22 protein-coding genes are annotated in these 19,641 nt (G+C 64.4%); 8 read left to right on the top strand and 14 right to left on the bottom strand.

Annotated features, from left to right (window positions below; genetic code table 11):
- Positions 1 to 211 precede the first annotated feature (211 nt).
- The 3 genes from I6F16_RS13000 to msrA all read right to left on the bottom strand — a co-directional run bounded on the left by I6F16_RS13000 (position 212) and on the right by msrA (position 1,638).
- Positions 212 to 376: a DUF3309 family protein gene (locus I6F16_RS13000; RefSeq protein WP_035998916.1), complete on the bottom strand. Its 165-nt coding sequence runs from the start codon at positions 374 to 376 to the stop codon at positions 212 to 214.
- A gap of 108 nt (positions 377 to 484) precedes the next feature.
- The gene (msrB, locus tag I6F16_RS12995; RefSeq protein ID WP_225114802.1) at positions 485 to 904 is read right to left on the bottom strand and encodes a peptide-methionine (R)-S-oxide reductase MsrB; all 420 of its coding nucleotides are present in this window, start codon (positions 902 to 904) and stop codon (positions 485 to 487) included.
- A gap of 29 nt (positions 905 to 933) precedes the next feature.
- Positions 934 to 1,638, bottom strand: a complete 705-nt coding sequence (gene msrA / locus I6F16_RS12990; protein WP_225114801.1) for a peptide-methionine (S)-S-oxide reductase MsrA — start codon at positions 1,636 to 1,638, stop codon at positions 934 to 936.
- A gap of 247 nt (positions 1,639 to 1,885) precedes the next feature.
- Here msrA and I6F16_RS12985 point away from each other — a divergent pair, with 247 nt between their 5' ends.
- Positions 1,886 to 3,574 (top strand): caspase family protein, encoded by a 1,689-nt coding sequence (locus tag I6F16_RS12985; RefSeq protein ID WP_225114800.1) that lies wholly within the window; start codon positions 1,886 to 1,888, stop codon positions 3,572 to 3,574.
- Positions 3,575 to 3,624: 50 nt separating this feature from the next.
- Here I6F16_RS12985 and I6F16_RS12980 read toward each other — a convergent pair whose 3' ends face one another.
- The 7 genes from I6F16_RS12980 to napE form a co-directional block, all read right to left on the bottom strand.
- Positions 3,625 to 4,959, bottom strand: a complete 1,335-nt coding sequence (locus I6F16_RS12980) for a lipase family protein (RefSeq protein ID WP_225173806.1) — start codon at positions 4,957 to 4,959, stop codon at positions 3,625 to 3,627.
- A 154-nt stretch (positions 4,960 to 5,113) separates the two neighbouring features.
- Positions 5,114 to 6,229, bottom strand: coding sequence for an ATP-dependent RecD-like DNA helicase (locus I6F16_RS12975; RefSeq protein ID WP_035998929.1), 1,116 nt, complete (start codon positions 6,227 to 6,229; stop codon positions 5,114 to 5,116).
- 266 nt (positions 6,230 to 6,495) lie between these two features.
- Entirely contained in the window at positions 6,496 to 7,149 is a 654-nt protein-coding gene (locus I6F16_RS12970) for a NapC/NirT family cytochrome c (RefSeq protein WP_035998932.1), read from the bottom strand.
- Positions 7,146 to 7,616 carry a nitrate reductase cytochrome c-type subunit gene (locus I6F16_RS12965; protein ID WP_036022095.1) on the bottom strand — a complete coding sequence of 157 codons (471 nt, stop codon included), beginning with the start codon at positions 7,614 to 7,616 and terminating at the stop codon, positions 7,146 to 7,148. Before I6F16_RS12965 ends, I6F16_RS12970 begins: the two co-directional genes overlap by 4 nt.
- Positions 7,613 to 10,126, bottom strand: coding sequence for a nitrate reductase catalytic subunit NapA (gene napA, locus I6F16_RS12960; RefSeq protein ID WP_225114798.1), 2,514 nt, complete (start codon positions 10,124 to 10,126; stop codon positions 7,613 to 7,615). Before napA ends, I6F16_RS12965 begins: the two co-directional genes overlap by 4 nt.
- Positions 10,127 to 10,142: 16 nt before the next feature.
- Positions 10,143 to 10,457, bottom strand: coding sequence for a chaperone NapD (locus I6F16_RS12955; protein WP_225114797.1), 315 nt, complete (start codon positions 10,455 to 10,457; stop codon positions 10,143 to 10,145).
- Positions 10,458 to 10,483: 26 nt separating this feature from the next.
- Positions 10,484 to 10,669: a periplasmic nitrate reductase, NapE protein gene (gene napE / locus I6F16_RS12950; RefSeq protein WP_018318384.1), complete on the bottom strand. Its 186-nt coding sequence runs from the start codon at positions 10,667 to 10,669 to the stop codon at positions 10,484 to 10,486.
- 230 nt (positions 10,670 to 10,899) lie between these two features.
- Here napE and I6F16_RS12945 point away from each other — a divergent pair, with 230 nt between their 5' ends.
- The 5 genes from I6F16_RS12945 (at position 10,900) to I6F16_RS12925 (ending at position 15,153) form a co-directional block, all read left to right on the top strand.
- Positions 10,900 to 12,105 (top strand): LLM class flavin-dependent oxidoreductase, encoded by a 1,206-nt coding sequence (locus I6F16_RS12945; RefSeq protein WP_225114796.1) that lies wholly within the window; start codon positions 10,900 to 10,902, stop codon positions 12,103 to 12,105.
- Between the two features lie 330 nt (positions 12,106 to 12,435).
- A complete protein-coding gene (locus I6F16_RS12940; RefSeq protein WP_345960982.1) occupies positions 12,436 to 13,320 on the top strand; it encodes a DUF3618 domain-containing protein in 885 nt (294 codons plus the stop codon).
- Between the two features lie 11 nt (positions 13,321 to 13,331).
- Positions 13,332 to 14,009, top strand: coding sequence for a hypothetical protein (locus I6F16_RS12935; protein ID WP_036022119.1), 678 nt, complete (start codon positions 13,332 to 13,334; stop codon positions 14,007 to 14,009).
- Positions 14,006 to 14,422, top strand: a complete 417-nt coding sequence (locus I6F16_RS12930) for a phage holin family protein (RefSeq protein WP_036022122.1) — start codon at positions 14,006 to 14,008, stop codon at positions 14,420 to 14,422. The genes I6F16_RS12935 and I6F16_RS12930 overlap by 4 nt, the downstream gene beginning before the upstream one ends.
- On the top strand, positions 14,419 to 15,153 hold the full coding sequence (locus I6F16_RS12925; RefSeq protein ID WP_225114795.1) for a hypothetical protein: 735 nt from the start codon (positions 14,419 to 14,421) through the stop codon (positions 15,151 to 15,153). The genes I6F16_RS12930 and I6F16_RS12925 overlap by 4 nt, the downstream gene beginning before the upstream one ends.
- A gap of 84 nt (positions 15,154 to 15,237) precedes the next feature.
- On the opposite strand, the gene I6F16_RS12920 is transcribed toward I6F16_RS12925, so the two are convergent.
- The 3 genes from I6F16_RS12920 to I6F16_RS12910 all read right to left on the bottom strand — a co-directional run bounded on the left by I6F16_RS12920 (position 15,238) and on the right by I6F16_RS12910 (position 18,054).
- A complete protein-coding gene (locus I6F16_RS12920) occupies positions 15,238 to 15,717 on the bottom strand; it encodes a DUF2269 domain-containing protein (protein ID WP_225114794.1) in 480 nt (159 codons plus the stop codon).
- A complete protein-coding gene (locus tag I6F16_RS12915) occupies positions 15,717 to 16,991 on the bottom strand; it encodes an SDR family oxidoreductase (RefSeq protein WP_036022129.1) in 1,275 nt (424 codons plus the stop codon). Before I6F16_RS12915 ends, I6F16_RS12920 begins: the two co-directional genes overlap by 1 nt.
- 157 nt (positions 16,992 to 17,148) lie before the next feature.
- Positions 17,149 to 18,054, bottom strand: coding sequence for a LysR family transcriptional regulator (locus tag I6F16_RS12910; protein WP_225114793.1), 906 nt, complete (start codon positions 18,052 to 18,054; stop codon positions 17,149 to 17,151).
- A 101-nt stretch (positions 18,055 to 18,155) separates the two neighbouring features.
- On the opposite strand from I6F16_RS12910, the gene I6F16_RS12905 reads away from it, so the two are divergent.
- Positions 18,156 to 18,422, top strand: coding sequence for a hypothetical protein (locus I6F16_RS12905; protein WP_225114792.1), 267 nt, complete (start codon positions 18,156 to 18,158; stop codon positions 18,420 to 18,422).
- 192 nt (positions 18,423 to 18,614) lie between these two features.
- Positions 18,615 to 19,385 (top strand): helix-turn-helix transcriptional regulator, encoded by a 771-nt coding sequence (locus I6F16_RS12900; protein WP_225114791.1) that lies wholly within the window; start codon positions 18,615 to 18,617, stop codon positions 19,383 to 19,385.
- Between the two features lie 38 nt (positions 19,386 to 19,423).
- On the opposite strand, the gene I6F16_RS12895 is transcribed toward I6F16_RS12900, so the two are convergent.
- A complete protein-coding gene (locus tag I6F16_RS12895; protein WP_050995847.1) occupies positions 19,424 to 19,627 on the bottom strand; it encodes a hypothetical protein in 204 nt (67 codons plus the stop codon).
- Positions 19,628 to 19,641: the final 14 nt, after the last annotated feature.

Below are 19,641 nucleotides of genomic sequence, written 5' to 3'. Positions count from 1 at the left end.
GTCAAAGACCTCGTGATCTTCTCTGGGGCTTTAAGCGCGTGGGGTTGGGGAGGGCAGGGGCCGCAATCGAGCGGGCCCGCCGCATGTCGTTGTCGCCCTCTAATATAGGCCGATTTGACAAAAATGCGACCCCCGCGATGCGAGATGATGAATCAGCGCATGGCAGCCCCGCGGAGACGAAACTTATCAATGTTTCAAAGACTTATATGGCTTAAACTTTGCCAAGAAGCAGCAGCACGACCAGGATCACCAGCACGACCCCGCCGATCCCGATGCCGGAATGGCCAAGGCCATAGCCGTAGCCGCCGAACCGGCCGGACAGGCCGCCGACGAGATAGATGATCACCAGGATGATCAGGATGGTCCCAAGCGCCATGGCATCCTCCCTGGCGGCCACCGAAATGCGATGATCGGCCGCACCGCCAGAGCAGAAAAGCACATCGCGCCGCCGGGTTCCACGGGGGAACCCGACGGCGGGCTTGGGTTATTTGGGCTCGAGCTTCAGGGCCGCGGAATTGATGCAGTAGCGCAGGCCGGTCGGCCCGGGGCCGTCGGGGAAGACGTGGCCGAGATGGCCGCTGCATTTGGAGCAGAGCACCTCGGTGCGGATCATGCCGTGGCTGGTGTCCCGCTCCTCGTCGATGTGGCTCTCGACCGCGGGCTGGGTGAAGCTCGGCCAGCCGCAGCCGGAATCGAACTTGGCATCCGACTCGAACAGCACATTGCCGCAGCCGGCACAGACATAGGTGCCGGTACGGTGGTCGTGCTCATATTCGCCCGAGAAGGGACGCTCGGTCGCCTTCTCGCGCAGCACGGCGTATTGCATCGGCGTCAGCTCGCGCCGCCACTGCTCTTCACTCTTGATGACCTTGTCGTCGGTCGCTTTCGTTTTGGTGTCGGGCATGGGTCTCCCGTTGCTTTGGGATCTCGCGATCAGTTGGTGGCCTTGCCGGCATTCACCAGCGTCGGCTTCTCGATGTAGTTATCCGCGAACAGCTTTTTCAGGTTCTCGACCTTCGGGATGTCGTTGAAGGCGATGTAGGGCTGGTTCGGGTGCAACGTCATATAGTCCTGGTGATAGGCCTCCGCCGGGTAGAACGCCTCCAGCGCGCCGACCCTGGTCACGATCGGCTTGTTGAACACCTTGGCGCCGTTGAGCTGGGCAATATAGGCCTCCGCGACCTTCTTCTGCTCGTCCGACGTGGTGAAGATGGCCGAGCGATATTGCGGGCCGACGTCGGGACCCTGGCGGTTGAGCTGAGTCGGGTCGTGCACCACCGAGAAGTAGATCTGCAGGATCTTGCCGTAAGAGATCTTCTTCGGGTCGTACTTGATCTCGACCACCTCGGCATGGCCGGAGCGGCCGCTCGACACGGTCTTGTAATCGGCGGTCGCCTTGGTGCCGCCGGCATAGCCGGAGACCGCGTTGACCACGCCTGCGGTGTGCTGGAAGACGCCTTGCACGCCCCAGAAGCAGCCGCCGGCGAGCACGGCGGTCTGGACGCCGCTCGCGGGCGCCGCGTCCAATGTAGGGGCTGGGATCACGACCGCCTCCTCCGCGGCCCGCGACGGCATCACGAAAGCCAGCGTCAGGGCGGTGGTTGCGGCGAGCAGGGTGGCGAGGGCGGTTCGGCGCATGGCATCCTCTTTCGGAAGGGCTGACAGTCTAGGGCGGTCGGGACCGGGCGAACAGCCTGCCCGGCCGCGTTTTCGCATCATCCGAGATACGGGCCGTACCGCAGATTGTTACGCCGGGGCGGACACGAGACCGTGAGGACGCGGCTGACGCGGCGACGGGCCGGCTTGGCGGGATGCGGAACTCCGCGCTAGATGAACCGGCGCGATCGGTGATCGACCAAATGGTGGCTGGAGCTGGCCTGACAATATGCTGCGCGTCGTACTCCTGATCCTGGCCGTCCTCGCCGCCGGCACTTGCTTTGCCGCGGCCGATCCCCGAGCCGGCGACGATCTCGCTTTGTGCCGCGACCGCCAGGCTGAGCTGCAGGCCCGCGCCGCCGCCTGCGAGAATCTGCTGAGCGCCGATCGCCTCACCGCCAAGGACAAGGCGATCGCCCTGTCCGCGCGTGGCAATGTCCTGCTCAACAAGCGCGACCATGTCCACGCGATCGAGACGCTGTCCATGGCCATCGACCTCGATCCCGACAACGTCGTCGCGCTCAACCTGCGCGGCCTCGCCTATGAGCGGAGCGGGCAGGAGGATCTCGCGATGGCCGACTACAACCTCGCGCTCCGGAAACGCCCGGCCTATGGCGTTCCCTACAACAACCGCGGCGTCATCCACGCACGCCGCGGTGCGCTGCAGAGCGCGATCGACGATTTCAGCCTGTCGGTCAAGTACACGCCGAAATTCCTGCTCGCCTGGACCAATCGCGCCCGCGCGCGCACGCTGATGAAGGATTTCGACGGCGCCATCGCCGATTTCGCCGAGGCCGAGAAGATTGATGCGGCTGCGCCGCAGATCGCCGGCAACCGCTGCGTCACCTACGGCATGATGGGCAAGTTCGACCGCGCCCTGGCCGATTGCAATGGCCTGATCGAAAAGCAGCCCAGGAACGCGTTCGCGATCAACAACCGCGCCGACGTCAACATGATGAAGGGCGATCTCGACGCGGCGCTGAAGGATTACAACACGGTCATCCAGATCAACCCGAACAATGTCCGCGCCCATTCCGGCCGCGGCCAGATCTACGAGCGCAGGAAGGATCTCGCGCAGGCCCGCGCCGATTATCGCGCCGCCGCCTATTCGCTGACGAGGTTCGACGAGACCGAGGTTGCGCGTGCCCGCGCCATGGCGCAGGAGCGGCTCGCCGCCCTGACGCCGAAGGAGGCGGCGAGCGCGACGACCGGCCGTCGCGTCGCGCTGGTGGTCGGCAATGGCGCCTACAAGAACGTCCATGCGTTGCCCAATCCGCCGCGCGACTCGAAGCTGATCGCGGGCGTGCTGCGCGACCTCGGCTTCCAGACCGTGATGGACACCAGGGACCTCACCCGCGATGCGTTCTTCCAGACGCTGAAGGCCTTCGCCGAGGAAGCGGAAAAGGCCGATTGGGCCATGGTGTATTATGCCGGCCATGGTTTCGAGATCGGCGGGGTGAACTATCTCGTTCCGGTCGACGCCAAGCTCACCGCCGACAAGGACGCCGAGACCGAGGCCGTCGCGCTCGAGCAGGTGATCGCCGCGGTCGGCGCGGCGCGAAAAGTGCGCCTCGTGGTCCTCGATGCCTGCCGCGACAATCCGTTCGCGCCGGCCATGCAGCGCACGCTGTCGCTGAAGCTGGTCGAGAAGGGCTTTTCCAACATCGAGCCAGGTGCGGGCTTCATGGTGGTCTACGCCGCCAAGCACGGCCAGACCGCGATGGATGGCGATGGTAGCCCCAACAGCCCGTTCGCCACCGCGCTCGCGCGCGAGATCAAGCAGCCGAAGGTCGAGATCCGAAAATTGTTCGACATCGTCCGCGACGACGTCTGGGCCGCGACCAGGCACGAGCAGCAGCCGTTCACCTATGGGTCGCCGCCCGGGCGGGAAGATTTTTACTTCGTCGCGGGGAAATAGCCGCGCTCACGCCAGCGAATTGAACCAGTCGAACGCCGTCGCGTGTCCGTTCAGAACGGCCGCTTCGCCATAGAGGCTCGACAGGAACGTGCCGCGATGGCTTGCGCCATTGACCGCGACGCCCGCGGCGAAATGCCCGCCGGCGGCGATTGCGGGCCGCACCAGCCGGGGATGCAGCGCCTCATCGGCCAGCCCGTAGTAAAATCTGATCGGGGAATCGTACTGCCAGTACGTCGCACCATTGCCACCAAGGCGGCGCAGCAATGCGCTGTTGGTCTCGTTGGTGAAGCGATCGAAGAAGCCTTCGACCAGGAAATCGCCGGCGGGCGGAATGCTCTTCGCGATCTCGCCCTCGAGGCTGTAATCGGACCAGTATTTCTCCGCGAAGGCTTGATATGGGGCTTGACCGCCGTCTTGAACAAGTCGGTCAGCCCGTAGTAGCGGCGATAGCTGCCGAGCAGGACGATCAGGCAGGGTGTGATCCAGGCCGGCGGCATCGGGTAGGAGGTTTCCGAGGCCGGAATATAGGCCGTGGGGTTCGTCCAATAGTGAAAGCTCTCGGCGAGATCATTGAACGGACTCTGTGTGGCGGTCGCCCGCACCTTGATGCCGCGGCGCTGCAGCTCCTGTTTCAGCCACTGCGTGTTCAAGGCGCCTTGCGACCAACCGTTCAGGAACAGGTTTGATTGGCGCAGGCTCAGTGTCCGCAATTCGTGCAACCCTGCCGTCAGGATGTCGAGGCAGCATTGCACCGTCGCGCCCTTCACGGCATAGGCTTCGCTCCGACCGTTGCGATAAGGGCCCTTGCCGACATAATCGGCCGCGACGACCGCATAGCCGTTGCCGGCGAAGCGCTGAATATTGAACAGGGTCTCGATCGAATCGACATTGTCGCGCAGCTCGTAATTTTCGTCCTTCAGCCGCAGCAGGTTCGACGGGACCTGGTCGAAGGAGAGGATCGTGCCGTGCTGCCATGACAGGAGCGGCAAGGTGCCGCGCGCGCCGACCGGAACCGCAAGCAGGCCGCTGACCTTGACGCGTTCTCCGGTATCCGGGATGCGCGTGAAGGTGACGATGCGCCGCAGCTCCACGTCGTTTCGTGCCGCATATCGTTCGGGAAAGGCAGCTGGCAGGATATTGCCTTCGTTGAAGACGGCATAGAACTTTGCGGCCAGCGTATTGAGCCGTTCCTTGGAGACGCGCACAGGCTTGCCCGCATCCGTGCGTCGTACCTGCGCCGGCAATGCAAAAGCGGTGTCCGGAATTGTGGTCGAGAGCGCAAGGCCCGCTGCCGCGCTTCCGGACTTGAGGAAGCTCCGGCGGCTCACTGCAACATCATCGAGCCGGCGATCGAGGTCATCAGGCTTTGTCGCGCGAGAGGTCATGCGTTCCACTCCGAGGCAGATCGCAAGCTGATACAGCACAAAGCCTAGCGGGCGGTGAACGCACCTCGTCGTGGCTGCTCATTGTGCGGGTCCGTGCGGATGAGCGCAGCTACAAGCGGCGGATATCGCTACGCTCATCCGCGCTACGGCAGCTTCATACCACCACGCTCAGCCGTTTCGCGGCACGCGTGATGCCGGTATAGAGCCACCGCGCCCGCGAATCCTGGAACGCAAAGCTCTCGTCGAACAGCACGACGTCGTCCCATTGCGAGCCCTGCGATTTGTGCACGGTCAGGACGTAGCCGTAGTCGAACTCGTCATAGGGCTTGCGCTGCTCCCAAGCGATCTGCTCGACGCCGCCCTCGAAGCAATCGGCGCGCACTGAGACCTTGGTCACCTTGTGACCGAAATCCTCATCCGGCGACAACCGCATTGAGAGGATGCGCGATTTCGATCGCGAGGTGTTGCGCGACTTGACGCGCCACAGGCCGCCATTGAACAGGCCCTTCTTGCGGTTGTTGCGCAGGCACACCAGCTTGTCGCCGGCGACCGGGAACTGGTCCTCGATGTTCTGGCGCTGGCGCACCCGCATGTTGTAGGCGCGGCGCGTGTTGTTGCGGCCGACCAGGATCTGGTCGGCGCCCATGACGCGATCGGGATCGAGCTCCTTGCGCGAGACGACCTCGCTCTCGCCGTAACGGCCAATGTCGAGTTCGCGTCCCTCGCGGACGTCCATCGACATCCGCACGATCGGATCGTCCTGGGCCTGGCGATGCACCTCGGTCAGCATCGCGTCCGGCTCGGAATTGGTGAAGAAGCCGCCGCCCTGGATCGGCGGCAGCTGCGCGGGATCGCCCAGCACGAGGAGGGGACAGTCGAACGACATCAGGTCGCGCCCCAGTTCGGCGTCGACCATCGAGCATTCGTCGATCACGATCAGCTTGGCCTTGGAGGCGGGCGCGTCGTCCCACAGCTCGAAGCTCGGCTGCTCCTCGCCGGATTCGCGGGCGCGGTAGATCAACGAATGAATGGTGGAGGCGCCGTCGCAGCCCTTGTTGCGCATGACGAGGGCCGCCTTGCCGGTGAAGGCGGCGAACTTCACCTCGCCGTCGACGCCCTCGGCGATGTGCCGCGCCAACGTGGTCTTGCCGGTGCCGGCAAAGCCGAACAGGCGGAACACCGGCGGCGTGCCGCCCCGTCCCGGCTTGGCCTTGAGCCAGTCGCCGACGGCCTTGAGCGCAGCATCCTGATGCGGGGTGAAAGTGGCCATGTCTGTCTTGAGGGAGCGGCGAATGAGGCGATTCGCCTTCCCCCAAAACTAACCATTCGCCCCGCTGGTTCAAGCGCGGGCCCGTCGCATTGAAGTCCGTTCCCGGCCGCCATCCTTCGAGACGCCCGCCTTTGGCGGGCCCTCAGGATGAGGGCTGAGTGCGCGGCGGCATTTTTGGCGGGCAAGATGCCGTTGAGCCTCATCCTGAGGAGGCTGCGAAGCAGCCGTCTCGAAGGACGAGGCGTTCACTGAGGCGTCGCCAAACCCTACTGCCAGCCGGGAACGCCGCGCATGTCGGGCAGCTGGTGGGCGATGCCCTTGTGGCAGTCGATGCAGGTCTTTTCCTTGGTGAAGAGGAAGCGCTGGTGCGCCACCGAGGCCCGCGGCGATTGCTTGGTGATGTCCATGGAATCGGCGCTGTGGCAGTTGCGGCATTCCAGCGAGTCGTTGGCCTTGAAGCGCGCCCATTCGTGCGCGGCGAGCTCGAGCCGGTGATCCTGGAATTTCTCGCGGGTGTCGATCGTGCCGAAGATCTTGCCCCAGACCTCCTTGGAGGCCTGCATCTTTCGCGCGATCTTGTCGGTCCAGTTGTGCGGCACGTGGCAGTCCGGGCAGGTCGCGCGCACGCCGGAGCGGTTGGTGAAGTGGACGGTCGACTTCAGCTCGGCGTAGACATTGTCCTTCATCTCGTGGCAGCCGGTGCAGAACTTCTCGGTGTTGGTGATCTCCAGCGCGGTGTTGAAGCCGCCCCAGAAGATCACTCCGGCGACGAAACCGGCCAGCACCAGGGTGCCGAGCGCGAACACCGAGCTCGGCCGGGTCAGCACCTGCCACAGCTCGAGCAGGAACGCCCGGCTGCGCGCGATGACGCCGCGCTTGGCATTCAGCTCCGCGTTGGGATCGTCGGCAGTCGTCGTCATCTGCGGCCACCCGGGCTTGCGCGTGACAGCAGCGTGTCGATGTCGGTGAAATCGTTGCTGACCGGAGGATTGGCGGTGTTCTGCGGCACGTGGCATTCGGTGCAGAAGAAGCGGCGCGGCGAGACCGAGGCCAGGAACTGGCCGTCGCGATCCATGAAGTGCGTGATCGACACCATCGGCGCCTGCGACTCCGCCGTGCGCGCCCGTGCATGGCAGGACAGGCATTTGTTGCCGTTGAGGTCGACCTGGTAGCCGTCGATATTATGCGGGATGACGGGCGGCTGCTCCGGATAGTTGCGCACCTCCTTCTCGGAGGTGTTGCGGTTCGGCAGCATCGGCGGCGCCGGGCCCTCGTCGTTGAGCGGGGTCGGGCCGCGCAGGCCGGAGCTCACCGTCTGCGCCGTCAGCGAGCTCGTGCCCGCTGCGATCGCGAAGGCGAGCAGGATGATTGCGGATCGTTTCATCATGACATGTTCACCCGCTCGATGCGCACGGCGCATTTCTTGAAGTCGGTCTGCAGCGAGATCGGATCGGTGGCGTCGAGCGTCACCTTGTTGATCAGCTTGGATTCGTCGAACCACGGCACGAAGACGAGGCCGCGCGGCGGCCGGTCGCGGCCGCGCGTCTCGACGCGGGCGCGGATGAAGCCGCGGCGGGAGACCACCTTCACCTCGTCCCCGCGGCGCAGCTTCGCCTCCTGCGCATCGTCCGGATGCATGAAGCAGACCGCTTCTGGAAAAGCCTTGAACAGTTCGGGCACGCGGCGCGTCATGGTGCCGGAATGCCAGTGCTCCAGCACGCGGCCGGTCGAGAGCCAGTAGGGATATTCGTTGTCGGGCGATTCCGCCGGCGGCTCGTAGGGCAGCGCGAAGATGCGGGCCTTGCCGTCGGCATGGCCGTAGAACTGCACGTTGGTGCCCTGCTTGACGTAGGGGTCGCTGCCTTCGCGGAAGCGCCACTTGGTCTCCTGGCCGTTGACGACGGGCCAGCGCAGGCCGCGCTCCCGGTGATAGGTGTCGAACGGCGCGAGGTCGTGGCCATGGCCGCGGCCGAACTGGGCATATTCCTCGAACAGGCCCTTGTGGACGTAGAAGCCGAACGCCTTGGATTCGTCGTTGGCATAGCCCGGCTCGATATCGGTGACCGGGAATTTGTCGACCTGGCCATTCTTGTAGAGCACGTCGAACAGGGTCTTGCCGCGATATTCCGGCTTCTTGGCGATCAGCTCCGCGGGCCAGACCTCCTCGATTCTAAAGCGCTTGGAGAACTCCATGAGTTGCCAGAGATCCGACTTCGAATCGCCCGGCGCGGGGACGAGCTGGTGCCAGAACTGGGTGCGCCGCTCGGCATTGCCGTAGGCGCCTTCCTTCTCCACCCACATTGCGGTGGGCAGGATCAGATCGGCGGCGAGCGCCGTCACGGTTGGATAGGCATCGGAGACCACGATGAAATTGTCGGGGTTGCGGAAGCCTGGATAGATCTCCTCGTTGACATTGGGACCGGCCTGCAGGTTGTTGTTGACCTGCACCCAATAGGCGTTGATCAGGCCGTCCTTCAGCATCCGGCTTTGCAGCACGGCGTGCGCGCCCGGCTTGTCCGGAATGGTGCCTTCGGGCAGCTGCCAGATCTGCTCCGTGTGGTCGCGATGCTTCTTGTTGGTCACCACCATGTCGGCGGGCAGACGGTGCGAGAAGGTGCCGACCTCGCGCGCGGTGCCGCAGGCCGAGGGCTGGCCGGTCAGCGAGAACGGGCTGTTGCCGGGCGCGGAGATCTTTCCGGTCAAAAGGTGGATGTTGTAGACGAGGTTGTTGCACCAGACGCCGCGGGTGTGCTGGTTGAAACCCATGGTCCAGAACGAGACCACCTTCGTCTTCGGATCGGCGTAGAGCTCGGCGAGCGCCTCGAGCCGGTTCAGCGGCACGCCCGACATTTGGGCGGCTTTCTCCAGCGTGTACTCCGACACGAACTTGGCGAATTCGTCATAGCTCATGTCGGTGGCGTCGTTGGGTTTCGCCGCGCCCGTCGCCTTCTTCTGCAGCGGATGCTCGGGCCGCAGGCCGTAGCCGACGTCGGTCTGGCCGCGCTTGAACACGGTATGTGCGGCAACGAAGTCCTTGTTGACGCGACCGGTCTTGATGATGTGGTTGGCGATGGCGTTGAGGATGTACAGGTCGGTGTGCGGCTTGAACACCATGCCGATATCGGCGAGGTCGAACGAGCGGTGCTCGAAGGTGGAGAGCACGGCGACGCGGACATGCGGTGCGGACAGCCGCCGGTCGGCGATGCGCGTCCACAGGATCGGATGCATCTCCGCCATGTTGGAGCCCCACAGCACGAAGGCGTCGGTCGCCTCGATGTCGTCGTAGCAGCCTGCCGGCTCGTCGATGCCGAAGGTGCGCATCATGCCGGCGACCGCCGAGGCCATGCAGTGCCGGGCATTGGGGTCGATGTTGTTGGTGCGGAAGCCGGCCTTGAACAGTTTTGAGGCCGCATAGCCTTCCCAGATCGTCCACTGGCCGGAGCCGAACATGGCGACGCCGTTGGGGCCGCGCTTCTTGATCGCCTCCTTCCACTTCAGCTCCATGATGTCGAAGGCTTCGGTCCAGGTGACGGGCGTGAACTCGCCGTTCTTGTCGTACTTGCCGCCCGTCTTGCGCAGCATCGGCTGCGTCAGCCGGTCATGGCCGTACATGATCTTGGAGAGGAAGTAGCCCTTAACGCAGTTGAGGCCGCGATTGACCTCGGCCTTGATGTCGCCATGGGTGGCGACGACGCGGTTGTCCTTGGTCGCGACCATCACCGAGCAGCCTGTGCCGCAGAAGCGGCAGGCGGCCTTGTCCCATTTCAATTCGCTCTCCTTCCGCTCGGCGGCGAGGTTGGCGGCGAGCGCCGGTGCCGGCAGGCCGGCGGCGGCCGCGGCGATCGCGGCGGCCTCGAGCTTGAGCATCTGGCGGCGGTCGAGCTTCGGCGATGTCATGATGGCTCTTCCTGACTCAGGCGGTTTCAATGGCGTGGAAGACGAGCGCTGCGGAATAGACGTTCGGCAGCGACTGGATGGTGTTGAGCATGGTGCCAAGGCTGCCGGCATCCGCCGCTTCAGCCACGACGACGAGCTTTCCGCGCGCGTCGCGGCCGTGGATCTCGCAGCCGGGCAGCGCGGCAATCTCGGCTTCGAGTTCGGCAAGGCGTTCGGGCCGCGCCTGCACGATGATGCTGGCGATCTCGGCGCCCGGCGGCGCGATGACGCGGTCGGCGCTGAGCATCCGGCCGGTGATCAAGGCGCGGCGGTTGAGTGTGGCATGAGCCATGATGCCTGTCTTTCGCTGGTTGCCGATCAATGCGGGGAGGGCGGCGGGCCGGGAGGGCCGGCGAACATCTGGTAGATCCAGACGCCAAGGCCGTAACTGCCGACGGTCCCGACCGCGAGCACGGGCATCACGATCGCGGTCAGGAACAGGAAGGCGAAAATCTCCATGCGCTTACGGCGCACGCGCGACGTCGTGTCGTCAGGGGCCGACATATTCGGTCTCTTGAAGCTGTGGGGAATCGTGACGGCATCCGGGCCGTCGCCTTGCTGCACTTTAGATACGTTCCACCCGACAGCGCGTTGATTTGGATCAATGTCGGTTGGCTGCTTCTCGCTGCGCCGGAGGATGGATCGTCTCCCACGTGGCGGAATTGCGCATCCGTAGACAGCGTCGCCTCGCGCATTAAGATGCCGTTAACAACAATAAGCGGGAGAGCGACGCCATGAAGTTCGGCATCTTCTACGAGCTGCAGCTGCCGCGGCCCTGGGCGGCCGGCGACGAACTCGCCCTTTATCAGAATGCGCTCTCGCAGATGGAGCTCGCCGACAAGCTCGGCTACGACCATGCCTGGGTGGTCGAGCATCACTTCCTCGAAGAATATTCGCACTCGCCCTCGCCGGAATCGTTCCTGGCTGCCGCAAGCCAGCGCACCAAGAACATCCGGCTCGGCCACGGCATCCTCCAGCTCACCACCAATCATCCGGCGCGGGTTGCCGAGCGCGTCGCAGTGCTGGATTTGCTCAGCAACGGCCGCTGCGAGTTCGGCATGGGCGAGAGCGCCTCGATCACCGAGCTGGAGCCGTTCGGCCGCGACATGGAGACCAAGAAGGAGGTGTTCGAGGAGGCGGTCGCGGCCATCTTCCCGATGTTTAAGGACGCAGGCTCAGAGCATCACGGCAAATATTTCGACATCCCCTTGCGCAACGTCGTGCCCAAGCCGGTGCAGAAGCCGCACCCGCCGCTGTGGATGGCCTGCTCGCAGCTGCCGACCATCGAACGTGCCGGCCGCCACGGTTTCGGTGCGCTCGGCTTCCAGTTCGTCAGCGCCGATGCCGCGCATGCCTGGGTGCACGCCTATTACAACGCCATCACCAAGCGGCTGCACAAGCTCGCCGACTACGAGATCAATCCGAACATGGCGCTGGTCTCGTTCTTCATGTGCGCCAAGACCGACGAGGAGGCGCGCGCCCGCGCCGACGGCGCCACCTTCTTCCAGTTTGCGCTGCGCTTCTACGGCGCTTCGCAGAGCCGCCAGCGCCCCGCGCCCTACACCGTCAACATGTGGGACGAGTACAACAAGTGGAAGCGCGACAATCCGCAAGCCCAGGAGGCGGCGCTGCGTGGCGGCCTGATCGGCTCACCCGACACGATCCGCAAGAAGCTGAAGCGCTTCCAGTCCTCGCACATCGATCAGGTCATCCTGCTCAACCAGGCCGGCAAGAACAGCCACGAGCATATCTGCGAGTCGCTGGAGCTGTTCGGCCGCGAGGTGATGCCGGAGTTCCAGAACGATCCGGCGCAGGCGGCCTGGAAGCAGGGCGTGATGAGCGGCGAGATCGAGCTGGAAGAGATCGATACCGAGGCCTTCACCGATCGCTACGGCAAGCTGGCGATCAACGTGGCCCCCGCGAAGGCGGCGGCGGGGTAGCGTGTAAGCAACGACAGGTCCTGCTTCCTGGCGCTGAAGCCGGTGCGGTGAGCCGCGCAGGAGTGCGGCGTTTTGACCCGGAGCAGACCTTTCGAACTCTCTGCATCCAGCAATGGCTGGGCGCTCGACGTCGCTCTCCCTTGCGCTGCTTCACGCATATCGTCGTCCCAGCAAGCGCCCAAGCGGCGCGAGGAACGATTCAACACAGCGTGAGTTCGACCTCAAATCCAAGAAACAAAGCAAGAGGGTAACGCGATGACACGATCCGTGGAGGAATTGAGACGGGAGTCCGAGCGTAGCCGCGCGGAGCTGGCGGCAACGGTCGGACGGTTGAAGGAGCAGATATCGGACACCGCCGAGGACATTCGCCACAAAGTCTCGCCGCAGCACATCAAATCCGAAGTCACCGAATACGTCAGCCACAAGACCCAGAGCTGGGTCGAAGGGCTCAAGCAACAGATCATGGACAACCCGATGGGCGCAGTGGCCGCCGGCGCCGCAGTGGGCGTTCCGTTGCTTCGGTTGGTGCGAGGTACGCCGTTGCCACTTCTCATGATCGGCGCAGGACTCGCTCTGACCTCGAAGACGGTGCGCGATCGTGCTGCAGACGTCACCGCCCCGGTCATGGACAAAGCCGGGCACATGCTTGAGGAGGTGGCCGAGAGCGCACGGGCGATGCAGGGTGACGCCAAGGAGACGCTATCCTCCGCGCAAAGCCGAACCGCTGGCATGGCTGATGACGCGCAGGAGAAGGCCGCCGGCATTGCCGCCGATCTGCGGGAGAGCGCGGCGCGTGCTGCCAGTTTTGCGAGTGAAAAGCTCAAGAGTGGCATGAATGCAACCAGGGATGCCGCGGCGAGCGCGCCTGACCAGGCCCGGCAGGCCATTGGCGACAATGCTGCGCTCATCGGCGGCCTGGGCATCGCGATCGGCGCCATCATTGCGGCTGCTCTTCCCGAGACCAAGGTCGAAGCTAAGGTTATGGGCCGGACGAGCGACGAGGTGAAGCAGGCTGCTGCCGCCGCGGCGCAATCCGGGTTCGAGGCCGCGAAAGACGCCACCACGTCGGCGGCCGATGCTGCGGTGCAAAGGGTCGCCGATGCTGATCTCGGCACCCATGCCAGCCGCATGACGCAGAACATGGCGGACACTCTGAAGGAGGCTGCGGACGACGTGGTCAAAGCTGCCTTTAGCCCCTCTCAAACCAACACCTGAAGGAAACCATCATGAGCGATTTGGACCCGCAGAACGTGAAGCAGTTCACAAAGAACCAGGACAAGGGCACCGCGAAGGACATGAAAGAGCAGATCGGCGATGCCGGAGCGGAGATGAAGCAGCGCGCCGGCGATGCGTTCCGGGCATCGGCCGACGTCGCGCGAGACAAGTTCGGCGAGGCCGCGGATGCAGCAAAGGGCGTCGCGGACGGAACCATGGACCAGATTCAGAGCCAGGCGCGCGAACAGCAGCGATCGGGCGCCGATTTCGTCGAGCGCCTCGCGGCCAACATCCGCGAGGCCGGACGGGCTTTCGAGAGCGACGTACCGTTCGCCGCACGCGGCATCGGTTCGGCGGCGGACTATGTCGAGGATGCCGCCCAGAAGATTCGGGACGGAAGCTTCCGAGATCTTGTCGCAGGCGCGACCGATTTCGCCAAACGTCAGCCGGCCGCCTTTCTTGGCATATCGGTGCTGGCTGGCTTCGCGGCCGTTCGCTTCCTGAAGGCATCGGGCGGACAGTCGTCATCCCAAGGGCAGCGCAACACCCCCGGCAGCACGTCGGGGAGCGGGCAAACGTCGGGCGGGAGACCGTTTTCGGCGGGAGAGCAAAACTGGAATCGGGAGTCCGGGACCCGTAACCCCCATACGCAACAATCCTCATCCTTCCAGGGCAGCACGTTACCATGAGCATCGAGCGCGATATCAAAACCAGCAAAAGCGAGTTCAGGGAAATCTCGACGCTGCTCGGCGATGCCATGTCGCAGTTCGCCAAGCTGTTCCAGAACGAGATCGACCTGGCAAAGGCAGAAGTTGGCGAGAAGCTCCAGAAGATCGGCGGCGCCGTCGGCTTGATCGTAGGCGGCGCCGTTCTGGTGATCCCGGCCATCGTCATGGCCTTATTCGCTCTATCCGCCGCATTGATCTCCGCAGGATGGTCGCAGCCGCTGTCATATCTGACATCGGCAGTCATCGCTGCGGCCATCGCCGCCGCGCTGGTCGCCATGGGCATGAACCGGCTTGATATGCGTCAGCTGGCTCCCCGCGAAACGATCGGCCAGCTGGAAAAAGACAAGGACACCGTGAAGGGAATGGTGCGATGAGCAGCACAAAGACCGGTTTTATCGACAATCTGGTAACGGCCGCCAGGGACAATCCGCTTGCCGCGGCCCTCATCGGAGGCGGCGCGCTTTGGCTATTGGCCGGCGACCAGAAGTTAAAGACTGTAGCGCGTTCTGCTGCCGAGGCCGTCGAACCCGTTGCCGACTTAGGGACGCGCGGCTTCAGCTCGGCAGCATCCGCGATCAAGCGGACCGTGGCGCCGCCGACCGCCCCCGAAATGGACAACGACAGCTCGCAAGGGTTCGGGGAGACCCCGCGTGGCGCGACCGCCGCCACTTCCGATACTGTCTCGCAGGCCGCCGAGGGCGTCCGGGATCGTTTCGACGAGGGCGTCGCCTTCGCGCAGGAGCAATTCAGCAAGCTGGGCAATGCGCTTCCGAACAAGGACACCGTGACGAGTGCGAAGTCGTCACTGGCGGACATGCTGGAGCGGCAACCGCTCGTGCTGGGGGTCGTGGGCATCGCGATTGGTGCGGCCGTGGCAGGCGCGTTCCGCGCCTCCGAGATCGAGAACCAGTATATCGGAGACGTCAGCGACGACGTGAAGGCCGACCTGAACCGGCGCGCCGGTGCGGTCTCGCAGGCCATGCGCGAAGCCTCGGACACGGTTTTCTCGGAAATCAGCGATACCGGCGCCGAAATTGTGGATCGGGTCAAGCAGGCCGGGATGGACGCCGCGGCAGCTGCCCGGGCCGAGGTGAAGGCTCCCTAAATGAGGCGAGGGAGAGCGGGGTGCGTGGCCACGCGCCTCGCTCTGGTTGGGTGATCAGGCAGGTGGGTTGTCCTGAAGGCGAACCTAATCCCAGTATGGAATGGCCGGACGGGCGATCATCAGCCAGAAGATCATCAGCACGGCCGCGAACGCCGGAAAGCCGAAGGCGAACCACCACCAGAAGAGACGGTGATAGCGGGCGGGCAGCTTGCCGTTGTTCGCGACCGCCGCGACGGCGAGATTGCGCATCTGCATCTGCATCCACACCACCGGCAGCCAGAAGGCGCCGATCACGAGATACAGTGCAATCGACGCCGCCACCCAGCCGTCGCCGAGGGAATAGCCGCTCGACCAGGCGAGCCATGTCCCGGTGATCGGCTGCAGGATCACGGCACTCGCCGTGAACAGGAAGTCGGCCAGCACCACCGTCCGCGCGACGCCCGCGATCTCGCGCGGGTCGCCGCGCAGATGCGCCACCAGCATGAAGAAGGCGATGCCGGCCCCGGTGCCGAGCAGCACGGCAGCGCCGATGATGTGCGCCATCTTCACGAGGAAGTAGAGCATCAGCGATCCTCGCGGATGGCCATGGCGACCAGGTTGAGCATGATCACCGGCCAGATCTTCAGCATCGGTCCCAGCGGATCGGCCCACAGCCGTGGCACCAGGACGGTGCCGATCACGGCATAGGTGAGCGAGATGATCAGTGCGGCCCAGAGTCCGTAGCGGCTCAGAGGCCGCCAGAGAATGGCGATGCCGATGACGATGTCGGCGAGCGCGCCCGCGGTGACGACGAGCGCCGCGACGTTCCCTTGCAGCCCGCCTTCAAGCAGCAACGACATGCCGATATTCCAGCCCGCGCTCAGCGAGATGATGCCGGTGGCGATCCAGAACGCGCCGAAGACGCCAAAGATCAGCGGCTTGAGCGCATACAGCTGTGCAAACCAGCGTTCCTGCACCGACGCAGGCTCGCGTGCGAGCGCGACTTCGAGATCGCGCGGTGGAGTGCCGGTCAATCGACGCCAGGGCTCGGGATCGCCGGTCGCACCGCGGCGCATTTCCGCCTGTGCCGTCGTGTTGATGGGCGTTGGCCATCCCAGCATCTGCGCAACGTCGCCCGCACGATAGGCAATTGAAGCCGCCCAGCGCGGCAGCTGCAGGCGATAGGCCGGGCGCCAGCGCAGCCAGGCGCGAAACAGCGCGACCGCATCGCTGAAGGCGATCCGCCGCGGGCCGGCCAGATCGACCGCGACCCGTGAAGGCGCGCCGGGCTGCAGGAAGAACAGCACGGTCTCAACGACGTCGTCGAGATGCACCGGTTGAATCGCCGCCGTGTCCGGCATGACCGGCAGAACCGGCAGCGCCGCCAGCCCGCGCAGCAGCGCGCTGCCACCATAGGCGGGCCGGCCGACCACGACAGAAGGCCGCAGCACCACCCAATCGAGCTCCCGCGCCATCAAGGCGGCTTCGCCCTCGCGCTTGGTGCGGGAAAAATCGCTGAGCGCATCGACATTGCTGCCGATTGCCGAGAACAGGATGACCCTGCGGACCCCGGCGGTCTCGCAGGCCGCATAGAGTGCCGCGCTGCCGGCGACATGAACGCCTTGCATGTCCTGTCCCTGCAGCGCACCCGCTGCATTGATCACGGCATCGACGCCGGCGAGAAGGCCCTTCCATTTCGACACATCGGTGGTCCGGGCGACGTCGAGCGCGACGTGGCGAGGATCGTGCGCCGCCGCGGGATGACGCGACACCAAGATGCAGTCATGTCCTTCGGCGGACAGTCTGGCGTGGATCGCCGATCCGATAAGTCCTGTAGCCCCGACGAGAAGGATGCGCATCGACTGATCCTTCGATGAGCGGCCTGGGCAACGCCCTGATCAAGCCTTGAAGATACGGACCAATAAAGCGGGGCTGCAATCGTTCCTCGCGGGGGAACTGATGGGTTTGGCTGCAGGCAGAGAACCGGACACCCCGCCCCGCGCAGCTCCCTTGAAGTCAATGGCGGATGATCGAAAGGGTACGGAGCGACGCAGCGGCGTGATCCGCGAATGCCCTCACAGCCGGTGCGGTGCGCCGGGAACCGGGAATCACGACTTGAACCGGTACGGCCGGCGGCTCATAGGCCGGAAGAAGACGCACGAGCTTGCCTGACGAAATCTCGGCTTCGACCTGATAGGATAACAGTCGAGCGATGCCTTGGCCCGATGTCACGGCGGCAATGACCGTGTCGAGATCTGTCGTCATGAGGCGCGGCATCATGCGAACCGTGTGCAAGCGACCTCGATTCTGAAAACGCAGTTCGGTCGGCCCCGCAAATCCGGAAAAGAACACGACATCGTGCTTCGGTATGTCTCGCGGATGTCGAAGCTCAGGTTGCCTGCGCAAGTACGAAGGGCTGGCGACCAGGACGCGACGGACCGACCCCACTGATCTGACGACGAGGCGCGAGTCGCGCGGCTGACCTATCCTGACCGCAACATCGATGCCTTCACTGATCAGGTCGAGCGATCTTTCGCCCATGACGAGCTCGATACGGATCGCCGGATGAGCGTCAAGGAAGCTCGATACGATCGGAGCGACATGACGGCGTCCGAAGATGGTGGGAGCGGCTATTCGCAGGATACCGTGCAGCGGAGCCCCCTCCGTCTCGACAAGCCTGCTCATGACGGTCGAGTAGCCGTTGACCAGCTCGCGGGCGCGCTCAGCAAAGTGGCGTCCGGCATCCGTCGGTGCAAGGCGGCGGGTTGTTCGCTCCACCAATCGTCTTCCGACCCTTTCCTCGAGGGCCGCAAGCGCGCGAGTGACCGCGGGAGGCGAACGCTTCAATCGCTTTGCTGCGCCTACCAGACTTCCAACCTCAACTATCGCGACGAATGTCGCAAGTTCATCGAGCCTGTCCATCGGATCATTCCCCGAAATGGAATTGTGACTTTCAGCATTAATTCTAGTGCAATTCAGGAGGTCGTAATAGCCTTCGAATGCGGTCGGCAGCGGAGGCGATCATGATCGCGGCAGCGCGAGAGGCCATAAAGGCTGATAACGCAGACGCAGCGCTCGCGTTTTTAACCGAGCATCAGTGCCCCGCCTTTGTTTCGCAACTCGTTTCGAAAGGTGCCCTCATGCCCGCAGCATTGGAATTTCTGTTGTGGTGTGTCGCGCTCGCAACGTGGCTGATGCTTCTTTGCGCGCTGGTCAGTGAGCGCTTGAAGCGGCTCTCAAAGCTTTTCAGTCATCTGCGCGAGATTGCTTTCAGGCACAGGGTGAAGTGACTCGGTGGGGCCATCGGATAAGCCTCATCTGAGAAAATCGCGACGATGCCGTCTCGAAGGGGGAGGCGCAGCGTGAGACCCGCCAATGGTGTCTGCAACAGCCGAGCGGCCTTGGGCGGTGCTCGTGAGCGCTTCCGGTAAGATTCCGTTGCTGCTATCCTCTCGCAAAAGAGCGTCTTGCGGAGGAATACGGTGCGACCCAACGGGACAACCTTTCATCCGTCGGCCGGCGATGTCACGCCCGCGGTGCTCGCCATCGGCCGCTCCGATTTTCCCGATGTGCTCATCGACACGCTGCGCCGGCAGGCCGATGTCGGCCATTGCATGGTGTTCGCGCTGAGCCGGGCAGGCGCGGCAAGCTGCCTGCTCGATGCCGGCAACATCCCGATCGGCGCCGATCTCGGCGCCGCCTATGCCGGCCAGTTCCACGAAACGGATCCCAACCGCGATGCGCTGTTCGAAGGCGAGGGCGGCGCGCCGATCATGCTGCCTCGCTTCGCGCCGCGCATGTACGGCGCGCGCTATCGCAAGATCTTCTTCCAGGATTCCGGCATCGTCGACAAATGTGCGACCGCGATCTGGACCGGTGACACCTGCTTCTACGTCAACTTCTATCGGATCGCCGCGCAGGGCCGCTTCAGCGCCGCCCAGCGCGAGCGGCTCGGGGCGATCGCACCGGCGATCGCAGCCAGCGTCGCCCGCCATTTCCAGGAGAAGCCGACGTCCGATCTTGCGTCCCTGTTCGCGACGCGCAAGCCGCTCTCCGCGCTCACCCTGCGCGAGCAGGAGGTCTGCCGCCATATCCTCGGAGGCTTCAGCTCGGAGGCGATTTCGCAGGCGCTCGGCATCAGCCTGCATTCGATCCTGACCTACCGCAAGCGCGCCTATGAGCGGCTCGGCATCTCCTCGCAGAGCGAATTGTTTGCGATCGTGCTGCGCCTGCTGACGCGCCAGCTGAACTAAGGCGTCGGCAACCCTGCAGCGCTCGAGGAGCCCCCTTGCTATGCGGAAAGTCGGGAACGATAGGGCGCGGTGAGCAGCAGCATGAACAGCGCTCTCTCGGCCTGGTACTTTGCTGCGGGTCGACTGGCTTCCCGGCCCTGCATCACCACCGCGCCTTGAATGGTGCAGACGCTCCAGCTCCATGTCCTGCGCCTGCGCTGCGCCAGGGTCACTTCGAAAATCGGAAATTCCGGTCCCGCCATCGCCGCCGCTTCTC

The organism is Bradyrhizobium sp. IC4060, assembly GCF_020193715.1.
GTDB lineage: Bacteria > Pseudomonadota > Alphaproteobacteria > Rhizobiales > Xanthobacteraceae > Bradyrhizobium > Bradyrhizobium yuanmingense.
The sequence above is the reverse complement of the archived record's forward strand: the minus strand, read 5'-3'. Positions and strand labels throughout refer to the sequence as shown.

Coding starts and splice junctions, on each gene's coding strand:
- I6F16_RS13000 (WP_035998916.1), bottom strand. CDS start 376: ATGGCGCTTGGGACCATCCTGATCATCCTGGTGATCATCTATCTCGTC.
- msrB (WP_225114802.1), bottom strand. CDS start 904: ATGCCCGACACCAAAACGAAAGCGACCGACGACAAGGTCATCAAGAGT.
- msrA (WP_225114801.1), bottom strand. CDS start 1,638: ATGCGCCGAACCGCCCTCGCCACCCTGCTCGCCGCAACCACCGCCCTG.
- I6F16_RS12985 (WP_225114800.1), top strand. CDS start 1,886: ATGCTGCGCGTCGTACTCCTGATCCTGGCCGTCCTCGCCGCCGGCACT.
- I6F16_RS12980 (WP_225173806.1), bottom strand. CDS start 4,959: ATGACCTCTCGCGCGACAAAGCCTGATGACCTCGATCGCCGGCTCGAT.
- I6F16_RS12975 (WP_035998929.1), bottom strand. CDS start 6,229: ATGGCCACTTTCACCCCGCATCAGGATGCTGCGCTCAAGGCCGTCGGC.
- I6F16_RS12970 (WP_035998932.1), bottom strand. CDS start 7,149: ATGACGACGACTGCCGACGATCCCAACGCGGAGCTGAATGCCAAGCGC.
- I6F16_RS12965 (WP_036022095.1), bottom strand. CDS start 7,616: ATGATGAAACGATCCGCAATCATCCTGCTCGCCTTCGCGATCGCAGCG.
- napA (WP_225114798.1), bottom strand. CDS start 10,126: ATGACATCGCCGAAGCTCGACCGCCGCCAGATGCTCAAGCTCGAGGCC.
- I6F16_RS12955 (WP_225114797.1), bottom strand. CDS start 10,457: ATGGCTCATGCCACACTCAACCGCCGCGCCTTGATCACCGGCCGGATG.
- napE (WP_018318384.1), bottom strand. CDS start 10,669: ATGTCGGCCCCTGACGACACGACGTCGCGCGTGCGCCGTAAGCGCATG.
- I6F16_RS12945 (WP_225114796.1), top strand. CDS start 10,900: ATGAAGTTCGGCATCTTCTACGAGCTGCAGCTGCCGCGGCCCTGGGCG.
- I6F16_RS12935 (WP_036022119.1), top strand. CDS start 13,332: ATGAGCGATTTGGACCCGCAGAACGTGAAGCAGTTCACAAAGAACCAG.
- I6F16_RS12930 (WP_036022122.1), top strand. CDS start 14,006: ATGAGCATCGAGCGCGATATCAAAACCAGCAAAAGCGAGTTCAGGGAA.
- I6F16_RS12925 (WP_225114795.1), top strand. CDS start 14,419: ATGAGCAGCACAAAGACCGGTTTTATCGACAATCTGGTAACGGCCGCC.
- I6F16_RS12920 (WP_225114794.1), bottom strand. CDS start 15,717: ATGCTCTACTTCCTCGTGAAGATGGCGCACATCATCGGCGCTGCCGTG.
- I6F16_RS12915 (WP_036022129.1), bottom strand. CDS start 16,991: ATGCGCATCCTTCTCGTCGGGGCTACAGGACTTATCGGATCGGCGATC.
- I6F16_RS12910 (WP_225114793.1), bottom strand. CDS start 18,054: ATGGACAGGCTCGATGAACTTGCGACATTCGTCGCGATAGTTGAGGTT.
- I6F16_RS12905 (WP_225114792.1), top strand. CDS start 18,156: ATGATCGCGGCAGCGCGAGAGGCCATAAAGGCTGATAACGCAGACGCA.
- I6F16_RS12895 (WP_050995847.1), bottom strand. CDS start 19,627: ATGGCGGGACCGGAATTTCCGATTTTCGAAGTGACCCTGGCGCAGCGC.